Origin of the sequence: Blautia luti (assembly GCF_033096465.1) — a bacterium.
In the GTDB taxonomy this organism is placed as follows: Bacteria; Bacillota; Clostridia; order Lachnospirales; family Lachnospiraceae; genus Blautia_A; species Blautia_A luti.
The window spans coordinates 1,995,023-2,008,911 of the sequence record NZ_AP028156.1; the positions used below are offsets into that span (position 1 = coordinate 1,995,023).

The following is a 13,889-nucleotide window of genomic DNA, read 5'->3' on the forward strand; positions in this document are numbered from 1 at the left end:
TTCAATATATATTCCATATCTATATACTACCTGTCATTATACTATTTTATTTTTGCCAAAAGATCCACTTTTAATGCTTTCTTTCCTTCCTGAGCAACTTCCACTCCCTGGAATTTCTCATAATTCACTTTCACACCATCATCCAGGTCAATCTCAATTCTCTTATTGGCAATATGAGCAATGGCTTCATCATAAATCTTCATTTCAGCAAGCTGCTTTGTATATTTGGTCACTGCTTTTGTTGCCTTTGATTTCTCCGATGCTGATGATGCATTGTCAATAGTATACTGAGCACTCTGCATAGCTGTCTCTACATATTTCTGTGCCCGGTGTAAATAATCTGTTCTTACACATCCCACGGTATCAGCATCGTAACGGTGCATGTAAATCAATGCTTTAAATCCATTTTGTTTTCCGCTATCAAACAACCAGTAAATTGGTCTCTTCTGATATACTTTCAGATGATCTGCATAAAAATCTTTTAGGAAATAATTACGGATAACTTCTCTGGAAGTATCACCTTTGTTGCCTAATGCGTTTGCAATGAAATCCAGGTTTTCTTCTAAGGTATCTGCACTGTAAACCGTTTTTACAAATTCTACAAAACGTGCAACAATATCATCTGTGAAAAATTCTTCATCTGTTATTGGTATACAATTATCTTCATCTGGCAAATACTCTTCATACATCCGTGTATCTAATATATCTCCAGAACATATTAAACCAGGATAATCGATACTATATCGCCCAAACATACATCCTACAAAATATGATACAAATGCTTTACATGCCTCAGTCAAAGTACAGATTTTAAGAGATATACTTTCTTCTTTTACTTCCGCTGACATTTCTTCCTGTAGCTGGTATAATTCTATAAATTTAAAATTAATTCGTTCTTCATTTCTTTTTAGTATTTTTCTTTTCTGTTTACTTTTTTTTACCCATGCTTGATAAGATTCTTTTAATGTATCATATTGATCAATTAGTGGTGATCGTACAAAATCCCATGATTGCTCATATGAATCCCAATCATCCTTCATAATTTGCACATTTTCTTTTACCATCTCGATTACATTTTCTTTATCATTCTGTGGCATTTGCAAAATAGGTAATCGAGCAATATAACCGCAATTGAAATCTAAGGTAGGTGATAAAAATTCCAAATATTTCATTGCCACATTACTGTTTAAAAAACCTGCATAATAATTTAAATTATCTTCGCTATCCGCAAATAAACTTTCACCCTTATTATCAAAAATAAATCCATGTCCAAATCTTCTAACACCAATTTGTCCTCCCGAAATTGTAGACCAAGTAATTCCAGGTTCCATAAAATGCTGATAGTTTGCAATTACTGCACTAGGAATTGCTCTCATTTCTGCCGCATCATCTTTCCAGTCAACTACATATTCATTATTACCATACCACTTACGGTAACTTCCACCTTTATTATAAGGATACCAGCGTTTATAGTGTGATTCATTTTTATCAATTTTCTTTGCCCCTAAATTCAATTTATCTTCGGATACCTCATGCCAAAATCTTAAAAACCTATCATTGTTTGATGTTGAATTACCTTTACGAGGTTCAGATACGTCACCTAATTTTTTAGATTTATTAAAAACATCTATTACAGCCTTCGATGCCCAATACGCTATAGGCATTCCTGGTATAACCTTATATGAGTCTTGCTTTGCTGAATAATCATTTTCTTCACTATGAAATGCGTTTTCTTTTTCAACGGCATTATCCATCTGAACTAGTCTTTTATATCGGCTAATAAAATCGTTGCAATATACATTACGAACTGTAAAAGTTGCTGTTTGAACAACTTCTCCACCTATTTCTTCAAATGCTTTTGTTCCTAAGTGAACTAAATTCTCAAACAACATCTTGTACAAATCTTCTCGTAGAGTCAAAAAGCTGGACAAAAACATAAAAGAATGTTGAGTAATCATACTCATAACTCCATTATACTTTAACATTGTCGTTACTTTTTTTATAAAAACAGCATACATGTCTGCTTTATAAGCTTCATATTCTTTCTTTACTATTTTTAGCAGTGAAGAATTCATTCCCCGATTTCTCATATATGGTGGATTTGTCACAACTACATCATATTTCTGTTCAAGGTTTCGAGCTATTCTTATCAATTTTCTTAACAGCACCTGTGTTTCTTCACTTCCGACACTCTCAAATGAAATCTGTCCTGTTGTGCCTAAATCATCTACAAATTTTTCCAGCACATTCCAATCACAAGCATCTATATTCAAGATAGATCCATACTCTCTGGCATTTTTAAATGTATGCAGTAATCCTTCAATCTGCATCGTAGCCAGATTTCGTTCCATTTCACTCAAATGTGTTCCAAAGAACTGCAGATGATTCCGATTAATTTCATTGCTCTCTACAATCGCATAGACTTTCGGCTCTGGCTTTCCATCTCTTCCGCGCAGAAATCGTCGGTTATATCCACGCCCCTTCATCATAACTGCAAAATATGCAAGCTGATATGCTCTCTGGTCAATATCCAGTCCGTGAATATTGTATTCTACAATCTCAAATGCTGCTTCTCTCTTGTCATATCCGGCACTTTCATAGATATCCATCAGTACATCAAACATTGCAATCAGGATATGACCGCTTCCCATACATGGATCAATACAGGTAATATCTGTAGGCTTCAGTTCTTTGTATGAAGTACGGATTTCTGCCAGTTTTACATTAACAGAATCTTCCTGCTCTGCCTCCGGAAGATAGTATTTCCATCCAAATCTTTCTGCAGTTGCTTTTTCATCTGTACCTGAATCAACCGCCCTTAAATGTTCAATCCAGATTCTTCCCACAGAGTTTTCTACCATATAGCGAACAATCCAGTCTGGTGTGAAAAGCTGAGTTGCCGCTGGAATTCTTTCTTTTGTGATTTTTACGTTCTTTTTCAGTTTTGCAAAGGTATCATCTTTTAATTCTGTGTTGTAATACTGATACAGCCATCCAATGATCTCAACCTGTCCGGTTGGATTTCCTTCTGCATCCAATGTTGACACATCAAAGTCAGCTTCCGGAATACCTGTTTCTGGATTCACCAGCATATAGATAACATCATCTTTATTCGTATAAGAAATACCAAACAGCAATTCCATATAATCAGAATCTGCCTCAAAGAGTCCCGGCAGAATATCATGCAACTGATGACACTGTTTTAGGAATAATTTGCAATACAATTTATCCGTATCTTCAGATGTACCACTCATTTTCCAGTTGATAATTTCTTCTTTTTCCTGTGCAGTCAGGTCTAAATCTACATCCGGTGCCTGTGTCACAAGATCCGGCTCCATCTTCCCTTCTTTTTCGGAAGAAAGTACACGAACTCTGGTTGGAAGATAGTCGTTCACTTCCATAAAACGGATCGCACAGATTCTGTTGAACCAGGTATAAGCTACTTCTTCTACAACTGCCTCAAATCCACGGGATTCAATCTGGGATACCAGTCGTCTTCTCTGTTCACATTGTCTTTTATTCAATGTTACTTCTGTTCCTGCAACGGTCTGGTATACTTCAAAGTCTGATCCTTTTGTGATTGGTTCACTGCATGATTTTTCTGTAATTCCAAGCATACCGGCTTTATCTGTAACAGAATCAATCAGTTTTTTTCTTGCTTCTATGGCAAATTTCTTTATCGCATTCTTGTTCATGTACTGTTTCCTCCCACTGGAATGATTAGCTTAATGTAATAATCGTATTTTCATCCAGCTCGTTTAATAATTTTTTCTTCATTTCTGCCAGGAACTTATCAATATCCTGTTCATTCTCAATCGAATAGGTTCTCGCACCTGCCACACTGCTAAGAGATACATTCTTACGTTTCTTTTGCTGAACTGGCGGATTTACTGGTTTCGGTGGCTCTGTATGACCGCCACCTGTTGGTGGTGTTACCGGATCAATTGGTGGTTTTGGAACTACTGGCGGACGATGTGTTTCTTCGTATTCTGTAATCTCATCCATGCAACGAAGCTTCAATGTGTCACTTTCCAGTCTGATATTTTTAACTGCCGCAATCTCATGGGATGTATCCAGTTTCTGTTTTAATTCTGCAAAGGCATTTACAAACTTGTCCCTGAATACAGATGCAAATTCTTTTTCATCCAACGTATGTAATACTTTTTCCAGATCATCATCCACAATCGGACGCATCTCTTCTGCTTCTTTTTCAAGCAAAGCACCATACTGCTGTACAAACTTTATAGACATATCCGGCAGTTTCTGAATCTGGCTAAATGGATTTTTCGCTGTCACAATAGCTTCCATCTGGGCAACATTATCCATGATTTCCTGTTCACGGATATAGGTTTTACTGTTTTCAAACATTTGAATCTGTTCCAGTGCTTTTTCGAAGATCTTTTTCTGACCGCCTTTAAAGAAGTCAAATACCGGTGCAGTATCATCTGCATCGTCTAACAGATCATCTCGCTTTTTATCTACTGTTTTAAAGAACTCTACCGGCTCTTTGATAGCCAAAAGTTCTTCCAGATTTTTCTTCGCCTGTTCCATCAGGGATTTACAAGGCAGCTTCGGATTTACACGGTATTCAATCATGATTTCACCGAAAGTATCCAGCTTATCCTGTGCTTTATTCTTAAAGTTTCTCATAATAGTATCGTCATCATCGCTGGATACGGAGAAACCAAAATAATCTTTCAACACTTCTTTTACGGAACGGATCTGTCCGTCTGTCGCCCGTTCTCTGATATCAATCAGCAGTTTCTCGACAAATTCACGTTTTGTCAGGTAACGTACCAGTTCCTCTTTCGTATTGGACCACATGGATAAACTTTGGCTGTTATAGGTAAGGGATACTCTTCCCATCTTAAAGAGCATAGCAACCAGCCACTGTACATCTTTCGGATCAAAACCATACGGAGCTGCCCCGAATTTATCCTGCAGAGATTTCAGAGAAGTCTTCATATGTCTTGCATTGTTAAGACCGATGACCTGAATCACTTCTTCCAGTGCTAATTTATTCGGTGTAGTATCACTGGTTCCAAGGAAAGAAAGCTGTCCATCGTTGCCATTGAATACTGCAGCGATATCAGAAAGCTCCGGAGCTGTTTCCATATAGGTCAGCTTGTTATACTGCATGGCTACTAACTTGCCAAGTGCTTCGTTGATACGACTTGCCGGTTCTTTGGCTGAGATATTTGCTTTATCTCCGTTCACATAGATATCTGCATGTTTCAATGCATCCTCAATAAAGATGCGGATACGGTCTTTCTTTTCAATACGTTCATCTTCTTTTGCACGACGGATGCTGTCAAAGCTTCCTCTTGCACCAGAAGCATTTTTATTCAGGAACTTATAAATTTTAATGGAGTCAGTAATCTCATCCAGGAAGGTACTATCGTTCGGTAATTTTACAATCACACTATGTTCCTGTGCAGAAAGCATACGCAGAGCAGAATCCGGATAATCTTCCCCATATGGTGTGATGATGGATACTCCGATATCATTGGACTGATTTCCCTTGAAATAACGATCATCTACCTTCTGGTTGAATGGGAATAAATACCGGCTACTGTAACGATATTTCTTATCTGTAAAGATTTCCTCGAAGATTACGGTAGATGCTTCTCCAATAATCTCACCCATTTCTACGGATTCGTTATTGATGGCATTATTGATTTCCTGTTCTTCATTGGTCAGGAAGATATAGATTTCTCCATTTTTCTGTACCAGTGTCTCTCGGATCAGTTTCTTTAAGGATTCTTCTATCTTCCCACGGATTTCAATACGGTCATCGTCAATATTAGAGATCATCAGCGTAGTAAGGTTATCTACGTTTGCTTTGATTTCTTTGACGTATTTAATCATAAACAGCACTTTCAGCAATTCTACATCGAACTCGTCCAGTCTGCTATTGTCTTCTGCATCGGTAATAACCTGACTATGCTGATGATCAATAAATTTATGCAGTGGATCATAGAAATAGCTAAACGGTACCAGTACACCTTCCTGGCTGTCTTTTAACCTGATTGCAGACTCCTGGAACAGTGCTAACATAGAACGGGACTGGTCAGATAAATGCTTTCCACTGGCTCCATGGGTACGCACTGCCGTCAGTACCTGTCCAAGCAAGTTGAACTGATATGGAATAAACGGATAACAGTCTGCAAAATCTGTTTTATCTGTATATAATTTTTTATCTGCTGTATCTGCTGTAAATGTGATCAGATTCTTGATAATGGATTCTTTCTGCTCATATAACAGCTTCAATGCAGATTCTGCAATCTCATTTTTCTCCAGGATACGTTTCCGTATAACTTCATCCACGTTGGATGCAGACAGGGATAATCTGGTATCAAAACGTCCCTGAATCTTTGAGAAGTCATTTCCTTTTGTCTTTGTGATAGAATCAATATCTTCCTGGCTGGTAACGATGACCCATGCTTTTCCTCTGCAGGCAGTTCCCAGATCTTCTACGATGGTCTGTAAGTTCAACATTAACTGAGTGTCGTCAGCAATGTACTGTCCGATCTCATCTACAAGAAAAATAACGTGATGGTTCGGTCCTTTTTTCTCACAGTACTCTTTGACCAGAGATACAAACTTCTCAATACTGAGGTCATAGCTTCCCTTTGCATTCTTACACCAGTTGCGGGCAGCCTCCTCACTCATGAAATCCATATCCACGATTGTTTTTACGATTTTATCCTGAATAACTGCAAAAGCCTGTCTCTTTTTCTCCCAAGGTGCCCCTGCAATCTCTTCAAATTTCTCCTTGAACTCTTCAAATCTGCCTTCGTTATCCAGCTGGCGTTCAAATTCTGCAAGATATGGAATAGATCCGCAGTATCCCTGCATTTCATTAAATACCTTCATGAAAACTTCCACGATAGCTTCTTTCCCTGAGCCAACCTTTGCAGATCCTTTGGAATCAATATTAAAGAGCATAACATCAGAAGAAATGGTTCCGGAATTGGTCATCTTGGCAATCAGCATCGGATCATCGATTTTCTTTCCGTCTGTAAAGTACTCGATAGCTCTCTTTCCTTCTACCACACTGTTTTTTAACAGATAAGAAAGAATCTTTAAGAAGTGAGATTTACCACTTCCAAAGAAACCGGAGATCCAGACACCCATTTTGTCCGTATTGTTATTGATCCCCTTTTCATAGTTATCGAAAAAATCACGGAAATGTTTTAACAGTTCTTTTGTTACTACATATTCGTCCAATTCCTGATATACGTTTTCTTCATCAGACTGACCTACTTTGATTACGCCCTTAATATCACGGTCAATCTGTTTCTCAAACATCTCTTTAATCTGCATTTTTCTTCTCCTTTGTTTTACACAAGCCGGAATGCCCGGTAATAATTTCTGGAATCCATCGTTCCAAATAATTTCAGATCCTGTCCGCTGTATTCTCCAGGATAAAACATCACAACCGGCACACTGTCCAGTACCTGATGTAAATTGTTCAAAATATTATGGCTCGCAATGATTGGATGGCATTTACCTACTCCTGTCAAAAAGATTACGCTGTCTGTCAAATCTTCCTGTAGAATCTTAGAGATAATCAGGTTCAGTTCGTTCGTTTCATCCAGTCCTAATGTCTCTACCAGACTGTCTGCCATATCAAAAAAGCCATTGTCTTTTTCCAGATCAAAGAAGGCTTCCAGATATCCTTCTTCCTCCAATACCTGAATCATCGTGTGAAACAGGTCAAATTCTATGATTTTAAAATCTTTATTGCCATTATTGATTCTGTCTTTTAAGTATGCGATATGATTGCGTACTTCCAGCTCTGCTCTCGGATCGTAATCAAACACATAATATCCGACTTCATTTCCTAGTCCTTTATTTTCACGGAAAGACTTTTCAGAAATCTTATCCTCAATCCGGTTCAGTCTTTCTTCCAAACTTAATCTTGCCATCCTTAGACTCCCTTCACTGCTTTCAAGTATTCGCCAAGCCCATTTGCAGTCAGTAATTCTTCTGTCCGGTAATCAATATGAATTGGCTTGATTGTTCTTGGTTTTGCACTGCTTTCCAGTAATCCTGCCTCAAACATCATTCTGGTAAAGCACTGTTTTAACTTCCGTACTGCAGTATCCGTCCAGCCAGCAACCACATCACTCTGCATTGCCTTATCTGCAAAAAAGACATTCAGATCCCGGTCTGTGATCTCCTTTTCACCTAATCGAATCTTCTCGTCATAGACTTCATGTAAAAACTCAAAAAATAATCTGCTGTCCATCAGAATTGTAATCAGATTCAAAATCTTTGCGGTTTCTACATCACATGTGATAAACACCTGTAATACTGCTTCCGGTAAGGCAGATACTCTTCGGTATGTTCCATTCAGCACCTCATAGGCACGATATTCTGCTTTCACCTGATAGATATTTTCCTCCCAGGCAATCTTGCGGATGTCTGCCTTGCTAAGTCCTTCCAGAATATAAGCTGCTGTTTTTCTGGACTCTTGCAACCAAAATAATTTTGATGTAAGTCCTGCACTGTATTCCATTACTGTCCACCATCCTTCGTCTCTTTTTCATAATGGACAATATCTCCGAAATCACAATCTAACTTCTCGCAGATCTTTTCCAGAACCTTCATGGAAACCAGCTCGTCATTGGTCATTTTTGCCACGGTGCTGCTGCTGATTCCCACCTGGTTCATCATATCCACTTTCTTCATTTTTTTATCAATCAATAACTTCCATAATCCATTGTATGATACTGCCATATGTATTCCCTCTTCGTTATACACAACTTATGGTTTTCCTGTATTTTGAAAGTATATTTTTTCATTTTCGGTCTTACACTTTCAATCCATATTATTGTACCATACTGTATGTTTTTCTTCAATGATAAGTGCAAATGGGAACTTCGACTTTGCGAATGATTCATTTGAAAAATCTAAGGGAGTCGCATGACCTTTTCTTCTATTCTTCCAAATATATTTTCAGAGCATTGTAACAATTCAGTGTCTCGTTATCTGCATCATTAAAATTCTGAGAATAGGTCTGCAGGCTTCCTGTTGGATCTGTTGCAAGATTTGTCAATGATATATACGCATCATACAGTTTTGAAAGCGATTCATAAACGTCCTTATATTCTTCTGGTGGATTCTTTAATTTCTTCATCAAGGAATTGACGGTATCTTTGTTGTCATTGATATCTGCTATCTGACTGCTAAAACTGCTGTCAGAGAACAGATTTTGTAAGGCATCATTAAAATCAGACACATAGTATCCCTTTGGTTTTGTGTATTTATCTGTTTTGCTGTCACTTTTCTCATAAATTGCATTGTACCAAACCTGTTTAATCAGATTGCCGCAGGTTTCCGCATCACTGGCGCCAGAAAGCATAGAATATGCTGCCATGTTCAGATTTGTTCCATATTCCTCGCTCTGTTTCTGTGCCTCTGCCGCTGCCTTTGCTGCAACATTCTTCTTATGTGTCTGTACTCCAATAGCTGTGATAATTGCTGCAACAATAACTGCTATCGTTGCAATCACAATTATTTTCTTTGATTTTTTTGTTATCTTCACACCGGTTACTTCTACCTGTTGTGGAGTTTTTTCTGTCTCAATAATGTTTTCTATCGGGCAACCACATTTCGGACATGTATCCATTCCTTCTTCCAGTTCTGCTCCGCAGTCTGGACAGCACTTCTTTTCTTCTGGAACCAACACTGTTCCACAATGCACACATTTCTTCGCCTTATCCGATATTTGCTCGCCGCAGTTCGGGCATGTTGTCATAGCTATAATCTTTTTCCTCCAAATTTTTTATTTTCAATTCCATTTCTATTAATTTTTCCCTTCTTTGTATGCCTGAATCTCATCTGCCCAATGATCATCCATAAAATCCATCATTGCATCACTTTCAACTGCTTTAGAAATTGCTCTTCCTACAGCTTTAAAGTTTAATTCAACACCCTTGGAATCATTTTCATATGTTACAGATCTGTTTCTGGCAATCCCTATCTTCTCAGCCTCTCTTCCCGCATCAATATTGGCCCCCAGGAACAGGAACTCCCATCCGCACTCTTTCTTAGCTTCTATTTTTCGCCTAATCTGCTCCTGTGTAAAATGCTCACTGGAATTTTCTAATCCATCTGTAGTAATAACAAATATGATTTTTCCTGCCCTGTGATCCTCCGGAAGATGTTTCTGCACATTTTCCATTTTTTCAATCGCTGTTCCAACTGCATCTAATAAAGCGGTACAGCCACGCACAAAATATTCTTTTTCCGTAAGTGGTTCAATGATCTCCACTGGAAATCTGTCATGGATGATATCTACTTCATCATCAAATAAAATAGTAGTCACATTCACTTTCTTTTCCTGTGCCTTTTGTTTTTCAATCATGCCATTAAAACCACCGATCGTATCACTTTCCAAGCCACCCATTGATCCACTTCTGTCCAAAATAAAAACCAACTCAATTAATTCTGTATTCATGTGATTTCCTCCTCTAATATTTGTTGTTAATCACATTTTATCTACAGAACCAACTGGGTTGGTCGCCTGTCAGGTGACATTGCACCAAAATATTTTATTAAAACACTGGTTGTCCATACGCATCCAGCACATCATTGATTTCAAACATATCATAAATCTTATTCTGCAAGAAATATGCCACGATAATATCTGTTTTTGAACTTCTGGATAATGCGAAACCGGCACTTGCCAATAAATCCTTTGCTTCATCCAGGGATAATTCCAGAGCAATCGTAAAAGCCAGTACCGTTTTTTTATTTGGAACATAATTGACATCTTTCCGAATTTTTGAAAAATGACGACGATCCACATATGCCTTTGTATATGCTTCTGAATCAGTCATACCACGCTCATCAATCATTCGGAGTAATCTCTGTGAAAATGTTTCCTCCAACTGATTCATCAAATTATCAATATTTCTGTTTACCGACATCGTAGAAGACATACCTTTTTGTATTTTTGTCTTCTGCATCGTTGAAACATCAAATTCTTCCGGTAATGCATCTTCTGACAAACTGCTTTCTTTTACCGGCTCTTCCTGCAAAGCCTTTTCTTCAGCTCTCTTTTTCCGAAATTTTGTAATTTTATCAAAAATGGATTTCATTTCTTTATCCATTTTGATATCATCTTTTATCGGCTCATAATACTTATCTATGTATTTCCCTACCTCATCAATCAGCTTCTGATCTGCCATAATCTGTACCGCCTTTTATAATTCTTAATCATCGTAATGATTGAATCCACCTAAAAATCCTGGATTGCTATGCCCCCGCTTATGCCCCTTGTCATCATAATGGTTCAAACCGCCAAATAATCCTGGTCTGCTATATCCTTTTTTACTCATAATGTCATCCTCCTGACTCTATTAGCCTCTTGTTTGATCTCAGAATAACACACTTTTCTCATTTGGATGTCGCATAACAGGCGACATTCTTATATCACATTTACAAACATTATACCATTTATAATTCTTCCGACAATACTCAAAAAAGCCGGAAGCCACGTTGTCATCCGTGACCTCCGACTCGTTGTGCTTATTCTACACTGTCCTTACACCCAAATCAGCTCCTCTCTCTGGCTTATCTTTTCCCTGTTTTTCCTGGATAATCCTCTTATTGATTTCCAATCGTTCATGAATTGACGGTTTTTTCTCTTTTCCTGGCATTGCCTTTTTCTGTGCTACTGCCTTTCTTTCAGCTTTCCCTGCGTCCTTAACTGCTGTATTTGTTTCAATGCCAGCTCTCGGCACAGCTTCTCGGCTCTCATTTTTCTCTGCTACCTGCTGTTCTCGTCTCTCCTTCACACCTTTTTCTTCCAGACTGCAAAAGCTCTGCAGATACGGCAACACATGATTCTGCATATCCGTCAGATCTTCCATATACTTCTGATACTCTTCATTGCCCTTTCCTTGCTGGTAACTGATCCAACTTTCATCAGTCAACTTCATTTCATTCTGCATCTTTAACTGACTGATGATGCCGCCATTTCCGGTACCAATATCTATCTTACCTTGAAAATGATGCAGCATCTTGTCGCCTTTCTCAACATAATATACTGTAAAAAACATCTGTGCTGTCGTTTTTGGTTCGTTGGTGTTTGGATTACGATCAGCATACCAGGCTTTGTCCTGTTCTACTGTTTTGGAATCCAGATCAGATAACTTTTGACATCTTGGATTCTCCAGCTCACTTTTCTCACAATAATTCACATACACCATCGGTTCCATATCTTTCAGAAGCTCCGGTTCATAGGCTTTCAGTCTTTCCAGCAATACACCTGCACGAACAGACTGATCGCATTCTTTGTCTACAATATCCTTCAAGTAAGAAACATAGTAATGAATATTACCGCTTTGTAAATCCAGCATTACTTCCTGTACCGTATTTTCTCCCATCTCCACATTATCCCGATACTCATACGGATCAAAAGCTTCTGCAATCTCATCCATTGCCTCTGCCAGCTGTTCTGTGGTCATCTTCTCTGGATACATTGCTTCCCGAACATCCCGTATCGGTACATACTTATAATCCTGCAATGCTTTATGAATTTTCTCAATCCCCTCTCGTACCAGTGCAAGTTCTCCATAAAACCGAACATCATCCATCAGATTTCCAAATGCAGTATTTCCTTTTACGATTGCAAATTCGGCTTCATCATAGTAACTGTCTTCCGGATCACGATAGATAATTCCCATTGAGCATCCGAGATAAGCTGCTTCTGGATTCTCCCTATATTTTTCATAGACTGCAGCTATCTGATTAACATCGGTACTTTTTTCATATGCTCCCATATTATGAAACTCATCACATTCTGTGGCAAAATATTCCAGATAAGGTTCTTTCTTTGGTGTCATATTGTTGAGGACGTTATCAATCATGTTATAATTCGCCTCTTTCAGTTCCTCCACCTTTGCCAAAGGCTTATATTCGCCCTGGCTTTTCTGAATCTCTGCCATTACAACCTCATCCATTTCTTCTACCTTTTCCATCAACTGATCATAATCCCCACGGATGCGTTCTCCAGTCCATCCTTCGTCTTCCAAAAGTTCCTCTGCCGCTTCTTCAATAGAAATTTCATCATTCTCATAGACTCCACCATCCATTAAATAAAAATTTTTATAGCAGGAATTAAAATCTTAATTTTAAATATAAAAACGCTTTAACTACTTTTTTAAGCAATTAAAGCGTTTTGAATTTACTAATTATTTAATGTAGATTAATGAGGGCATTTAGCGTATGTAATTGTTTTATAATATTTTGCATTAGCTAAATATCCACATTTATTACATCTTTGACAAGTATAAACTTTTACTTCGCAGCCACCGGAGCTTTTACTTGCATGACTATAAAAATAACCATCTACCATACTGTGTATGCAAAGAGCATATGGTTCAGTATCTTGTATTTTTATTTGGATTCCATCGGAAGATATAAAGATACCTACGCAATCGGAGAAATCCAGGGTATCAACTAAACTATCTTCTTCTAAATCTAAGTCATTAAAAGTATATCCAAAATAATCTTGTTTATCATCTGTTACAACATCACTAAAACTCTCATCCGACGACTGCATCGGCTCATAAGCAAACACCGTGCAGGCACTGGCAATAACTGTGACAATCGCAAGCGCTACCATCAGCACTTTCTGTAATAATCCTGCGTTTTTTCTCTCCATCATATAACTAATCCTCCTTTTGAGTATTTTCCCTTTCGAAGAAAGATTGTTTTTCCATACAGTCGGGAAAACTTTCTCTTCCGGGACACCTGTTACTACCATGATCGAATATCTTTCAATTTCATCATCAGAACAGCACTCAATGGCGGCTCCATCACTGACAGCTTCTGCAGTAAACCGATAGAGATAAAGCAGCACATATGCCATG

At 38.0% G+C, this 13,889-nt stretch carries 10 protein-coding genes and 1 pseudogene; all 11 read right to left on the minus strand.

Annotated features, from left to right (window positions below; all coding sequences use genetic code 11):
• Positions 1-41 precede the first annotated feature (41 nt).
• The 11 genes and pseudogenes from pglX to R8695_RS09465 all read right to left on the minus strand — a co-directional run bounded on the left by pglX (position 42) and on the right by R8695_RS09465 (position 13,888).
• Positions 42-3,695: a BREX-1 system adenine-specific DNA-methyltransferase PglX gene (pglX, locus tag R8695_RS09415; RefSeq protein WP_154780313.1), complete on the minus strand. Its 3,654-nt coding sequence runs from the start codon at positions 3,693-3,695 to the stop codon at positions 42-44.
• A 25-nt stretch (positions 3,696-3,720) separates the two neighbouring features.
• A complete protein-coding gene (gene brxC, locus R8695_RS09420; protein WP_154780312.1) occupies positions 3,721-7,326 on the minus strand; it encodes a BREX system P-loop protein BrxC in 3,606 nt (1,201 codons plus the stop codon).
• Positions 7,327-7,343: 17 nt separating this feature from the next.
• Entirely contained in the window at positions 7,344-7,931 is a 588-nt protein-coding gene (locus R8695_RS09425; protein ID WP_022427246.1) for a DUF1788 domain-containing protein, read from the minus strand.
• A 2-nt stretch (positions 7,932-7,933) separates the two neighbouring features.
• Positions 7,934-8,524, minus strand: coding sequence for a DUF1819 family protein (locus R8695_RS09430; protein ID WP_154780311.1), 591 nt, complete (start codon positions 8,522-8,524; stop codon positions 7,934-7,936).
• Positions 8,524-8,745, minus strand: a complete 222-nt coding sequence (locus tag R8695_RS09435; protein WP_154780310.1) for a helix-turn-helix domain-containing protein — start codon at positions 8,743-8,745, stop codon at positions 8,524-8,526. The genes R8695_RS09430 and R8695_RS09435 overlap by 1 nt, the downstream gene beginning before the upstream one ends.
• A gap of 199 nt (positions 8,746-8,944) precedes the next feature.
• On the minus strand, positions 8,945-9,766 hold the full coding sequence (locus tag R8695_RS09440) for a zinc ribbon domain-containing protein (protein WP_154780309.1): 822 nt from the start codon (positions 9,764-9,766) through the stop codon (positions 8,945-8,947).
• 48 nt (positions 9,767-9,814) lie between these two features.
• Positions 9,815-10,468: a vWA domain-containing protein gene (locus tag R8695_RS09445; protein ID WP_154780308.1), complete on the minus strand. Its 654-nt coding sequence runs from the start codon at positions 10,466-10,468 to the stop codon at positions 9,815-9,817.
• 97 nt (positions 10,469-10,565) lie between these two features.
• Positions 10,566-11,201 (minus strand): hypothetical protein, encoded by a 636-nt coding sequence (locus R8695_RS09450; RefSeq protein WP_154780307.1) that lies wholly within the window; start codon positions 11,199-11,201, stop codon positions 10,566-10,568.
• A 24-nt stretch (positions 11,202-11,225) separates the two neighbouring features.
• The gene (locus R8695_RS09455; protein WP_279238206.1) at positions 11,226-11,351 is read right to left on the minus strand and encodes a hypothetical protein; all 126 of its coding nucleotides are present in this window, start codon (positions 11,349-11,351) and stop codon (positions 11,226-11,228) included.
• Positions 11,352-11,546: 195 nt separating this feature from the next.
• Positions 11,547-13,118 (minus strand): annotated as a pseudogene (locus tag R8695_RS09460) (LPD25 domain-containing protein); the annotation flags it as partial.
• A gap of 104 nt (positions 13,119-13,222) precedes the next feature.
• Positions 13,223-13,888 carry a hypothetical protein gene (locus tag R8695_RS09465; RefSeq protein ID WP_243139516.1) on the minus strand — a complete coding sequence of 222 codons (666 nt, stop codon included), beginning with the start codon at positions 13,886-13,888 and terminating at the stop codon, positions 13,223-13,225.
• Position 13,889 lies beyond the last annotated feature (1 nt).

Coding starts and splice junctions, on each gene's coding strand:
- pglX (WP_154780313.1), bottom strand. CDS start 3,695: ATGAACAAGAATGCGATAAAGAAATTTGCCATAGAAGCAAGAAAAAAA.
- brxC (WP_154780312.1), bottom strand. CDS start 7,326: ATGCAGATTAAAGAGATGTTTGAGAAACAGATTGACCGTGATATTAAG.
- R8695_RS09425 (WP_022427246.1), bottom strand. CDS start 7,931: ATGGCAAGATTAAGTTTGGAAGAAAGACTGAACCGGATTGAGGATAAG.
- R8695_RS09430 (WP_154780311.1), bottom strand. CDS start 8,524: ATGGAATACAGTGCAGGACTTACATCAAAATTATTTTGGTTGCAAGAG.
- R8695_RS09435 (WP_154780310.1), bottom strand. CDS start 8,745: ATGGCAGTATCATACAATGGATTATGGAAGTTATTGATTGATAAAAAA.
- R8695_RS09440 (WP_154780309.1), bottom strand. CDS start 9,766: ATGACAACATGCCCGAACTGCGGCGAGCAAATATCGGATAAGGCGAAG.
- R8695_RS09445 (WP_154780308.1), bottom strand. CDS start 10,468: ATGAATACAGAATTAATTGAGTTGGTTTTTATTTTGGACAGAAGTGGA.
- R8695_RS09450 (WP_154780307.1), bottom strand. CDS start 11,201: ATGGCAGATCAGAAGCTGATTGATGAGGTAGGGAAATACATAGATAAG.
- R8695_RS09455 (WP_279238206.1), bottom strand. CDS start 11,351: ATGAGTAAAAAAGGATATAGCAGACCAGGATTATTTGGCGGTTTGAAC.
- R8695_RS09465 (WP_243139516.1), bottom strand. CDS start 13,888: ATGGCATATGTGCTGCTTTATCTCTATCGGTTTACTGCAGAAGCTGTC.